Annotated in this window: 2 protein-coding genes and 1 pseudogene; 1 reads left to right on the top strand and 2 read right to left on the bottom strand. The window is 67.5% G+C overall.

Translation table 11 applies throughout. The annotated features are described in order from the left end of the window. Positions 1 to 57: 57 nt before the first annotated feature. Positions 58 to 615, top strand: coding sequence for a telomere-protecting terminal protein Tpg (gene tpg, locus ACI2L1_RS45035; protein WP_404745281.1), 558 nt, complete (start codon positions 58 to 60; stop codon positions 613 to 615). Positions 616 to 1,250: 635 nt separating this feature from the next. Here the strand turns inward: tpg and ACI2L1_RS45030 are convergent. Both ACI2L1_RS45030 and ACI2L1_RS45025 read right to left on the bottom strand, forming a co-directional pair. Further along, positions 1,251 to 1,601, bottom strand: a complete 351-nt coding sequence (locus ACI2L1_RS45030) for a hypothetical protein (RefSeq protein WP_404745280.1) — start codon at positions 1,599 to 1,601, stop codon at positions 1,251 to 1,253. After that, positions 1,601 to 3,195 (bottom strand): annotated as a pseudogene (locus ACI2L1_RS45025) (hypothetical protein); the annotation flags it as partial. The gene ACI2L1_RS45030 and the pseudogene ACI2L1_RS45025, both read right to left, overlap by 1 nt.

Raw genomic sequence — 3,195 nt, 5'->3', positions numbered from 1 at the left:
TACATCAAGGACGGCACCGTCACCGACGTCGACAACGGAGAGTAGGAGAAGGCGACCATGAGCCTGTTCGGGGACGGCCTGGACGCCGCGGTACAGAAGGCGTTCACCCGCCCGGCGCCCAAGAACGCGGGCCCGCAGATGCGGTACCTGGTCAAGCAGCTGGGCGGCACTAAGCAGGTCGCCCAGCTGCTGCGCGTCTCGCAGCGCACCGTCGAACGGTACGTGAAGAACCAGATCAAAAAGCCCCGCCCGAACCTCGCCGCGCGCCTGGAGCGCGAGGTGAAGAAGCGCTGGCAGCCGCAGATCCGCGCCAAGGCCCGGCAGAAGGCGGCCACCACCGGCGGCATCGTCGTCGACACCCGCGCCCGCATGGGCTACACCGCGCCGATCGGGTCGACGGACCAGGACCGCATCCGCCACCTAACCGTCGCCCTCCCGCCCCGCTACGCCGCCCGACTCTTCGACGCCCAGGAAGCCGGCGCCACCGAGCAGCAGCTGAAGGAGATCGCCGCCGAAGCGCTCAAGGAGGTGTACTTCCAGGACGGCGGCCGCCGAGCCGGAAGCCTGGAGGAGGTCCGGTTCACGGACATCGAGCACCTCGAGTTCGACCTGTAACAGCCGCCTCGCCCCGAACAGTCCGCGAGCCCCGGACCGATGTGGTCTGGGGCTCGCTCGCAGATCGGCGGGGGGCGGACGTTCACGTACACGATGCCGTGCCAGCCGCTGCTTGCGCGGGCATGGGTGCCCGCCTGCGTGGCGAGCGCATGGTCTACGAAGTCCGCATGCGCGCTGCGGTCTTGGGCACCGTGATGTCCTTCCCAGGAGTGACTACCGAAGAGCCCGCTCGACCTCCTCGCCCCCTGAGATGAATTGACAGACGCCGCTACCGGCCGCTGTCAGGCCGCGGACAAGGGTGGGTGTTCACGATGGCCGCCACGCGCCCGCAGGAGGAGCATGCAGCGGCCACCGAGCCATCGGGGCGGCGCTCCCCGCGCGGCCGCGCCACCGGCCGTCACAGGGCCGGTGGAGGACGCCAACATGCAAGGGAGAGACCCGGGATGATGGCCGACTGCAGAAACCCGTCAAAGGACGGCACGACCATCCACTTCATCCTCGCCAACGCGGACGGAGGACGGATGTCGGCACCGAGCTACAGCGGCGCGATGGACGCTGGGCCAGCGTCACACTTACGGGGCGGTTCCGGAGCCAACCGCTCCGATTCCTCTCTCAGGAGGCAGTTCGAAGACGCGTCAGCGCTGGTCGTAGCCAGTGTTTGCGCGGCCACCGTCTTTGGCCCGCGCCTCCGCAGTCCCGTCGACTTCCATGCCTCCTTGCACGCTCCCCTGAACGGTCAGACCAGTGTTGGCGTGCGAACCCGATCCGACCGCGGTAGCCGGACCGGTATTCGCGACCCGCACCGACCCATCACGGCCCGAGATCAGGGACAGGACACCAGTCCCCAGGGCCACGACACCCACCAACGCCGAGACTATCCCCGCGACCTGGTTGGCCCGGTCCCAGCTCAGAAAGCAGAAGACCCCGGCCAGCACCGCCACCGTCAGCCCTGTCAGGCCGACCGCCAGTCGCTGCCGTCCGCTCATCAGCCCATTCCTTCCTGGTCGTCGTACCCGAGCAGGGGCCCTGCCAGAGTCCCCGCTCGGACCGTACGGTCTGTCTCCGGAGGGCTGGTAGTCATCAGCCGAGTCAGCAGTTCCAAAGTCTCTGGTGCGATGTCAGGCAGGCATTCGACCACCTGCTGCAAGGGGCCGATGTCGAGTGCCTCGGCCAGGAGCACACGCGCGTTGAGGATATCTCGGCACTTTTTCGCCGTGGACGTCAGTGCCTTGACCCGCTGCCCTGGGTCCTTGATTGTGCGCGCCGCGTTGATGGCTTCTCGCCCTACTCCTTCGGCCTGTCCCGGACAACCCGTGCTGCTCAGGGCATGGGCGGCGCCCGTAAGTGTCGCCGCGCGTCCGCCCGGGTCCTTAAGCTTACGGGCGAAGCTGGCAGCCGCCCGGGCGAAATCAATGGCCTGCTCGTGGTGCCCGTCGTGGGCCAGCACCTCGGCGGCGGCCGCTAGCGTTCTGGCGCACCAGTTCGCGTCTCCGGCCTCATGGACGAGGTCGACAGCTGTTCGGGAGAGTTCAACAGCTTCTTGCAGGTGGCCTGTTCGGGCCATGGTTCTGACTATGAAGATCAGGGCCCTGCTTCGGCTGGTTTGCCGACTGATGCTCAGGGCGAGGTCGGCCGCTTGTCGGTGACGGCCCGCGTGGGCTAGAGCCGTGGCGACGGCTGCTAGCGCTTTTGCCTTCCGGTCTGGATCGTCGATTCTTCGTGTGAGTTCGGTGGCTTCCCTGGGGTGCCCCGCATGGGCGATAGCCACGGCCACGGCCCCGTACGCCCCATTCAGCAAGTCGGGTTCGGTGACCATTTGTGCGATGTCAATCGCTTGTCGATGGCGTCCGGTGTGAGCCATGGCCCTCGCGGCGAGCGTAAGAGCCATCGCACGTTGGCCGGGCGTTTTGGAATGCTGGGCGAGTTCGGCTGCGAGGTGGGCGAGTTCGGCTGCCTGCTCCTGACGTCCCGTGAGTGTCATGGCCTCGGCAACCACTGCCAGCAGCGCGGCCTTAGGCCCGACGGCCGTGCCGTCGTGGGCGAGCTCTGCTGCCTCGTCCGCGAGTTCGGCCGCTTGCTGACAAGCACCCGCGCGGGCCATGAGTATGGCGACAGCCGCCAGAGTGTCCGCACGCCGGTGGGTGTTGGCCATGGCGTGGGCGAGTTCAGCGGCCAAGGCATGATGCCCCGTGCGGGCTGCGGCCCGGGCAGCGACCGTGAGCGCCCCGTCCCGTTCGTCATGGTTAACGATGCCGCGAGCGAGACGAGCGGCTTCGTCGGCGAGCTCAGTGGCCTGGCGGTGGAATCCAGACAGAGCCAGCTCCTTGGCTATGGCGCCCAGAGCCTTGGCCTGTCGATCCGGGTCGGAGATGCCGCGGGCACGCTCGGCTGCTCTCTCTCGTTCCTTCGCGAAATTGGCGTCCTCGACGGGCTCGGCCGAGCTCCGGGCTTGCTGACCGAACGCGTTAGGAGTGGAGGCGTATGAGCTTGATCCGCTTTGACGGACATCCGAGATCAGGGGTTCTGCCCCGGGAGGATGTCCATCATGGAGAGCATGGGGAAGAAGAAGCCTCGGCCTCG

Source organism: Streptomyces sp. NPDC019531, from assembly GCF_044903305.1.
Taxonomy (GTDB): domain Bacteria; phylum Actinomycetota; class Actinomycetes; order Streptomycetales; family Streptomycetaceae; genus Streptomyces.
Note: the sequence above shows the minus strand (reverse complement) of the source record. Positions and strands in the feature narration are given on the sequence as shown.

Coding starts and splice junctions, on each gene's coding strand:
- ACI2L1_RS45030 (WP_404745280.1), bottom strand. CDS start 1,601: ATGAGCGGACGGCAGCGACTGGCGGTCGGCCTGACAGGGCTGACGGTG.
- tpg (WP_404745281.1), top strand. CDS start 58: ATGAGCCTGTTCGGGGACGGCCTGGACGCCGCGGTACAGAAGGCGTTC.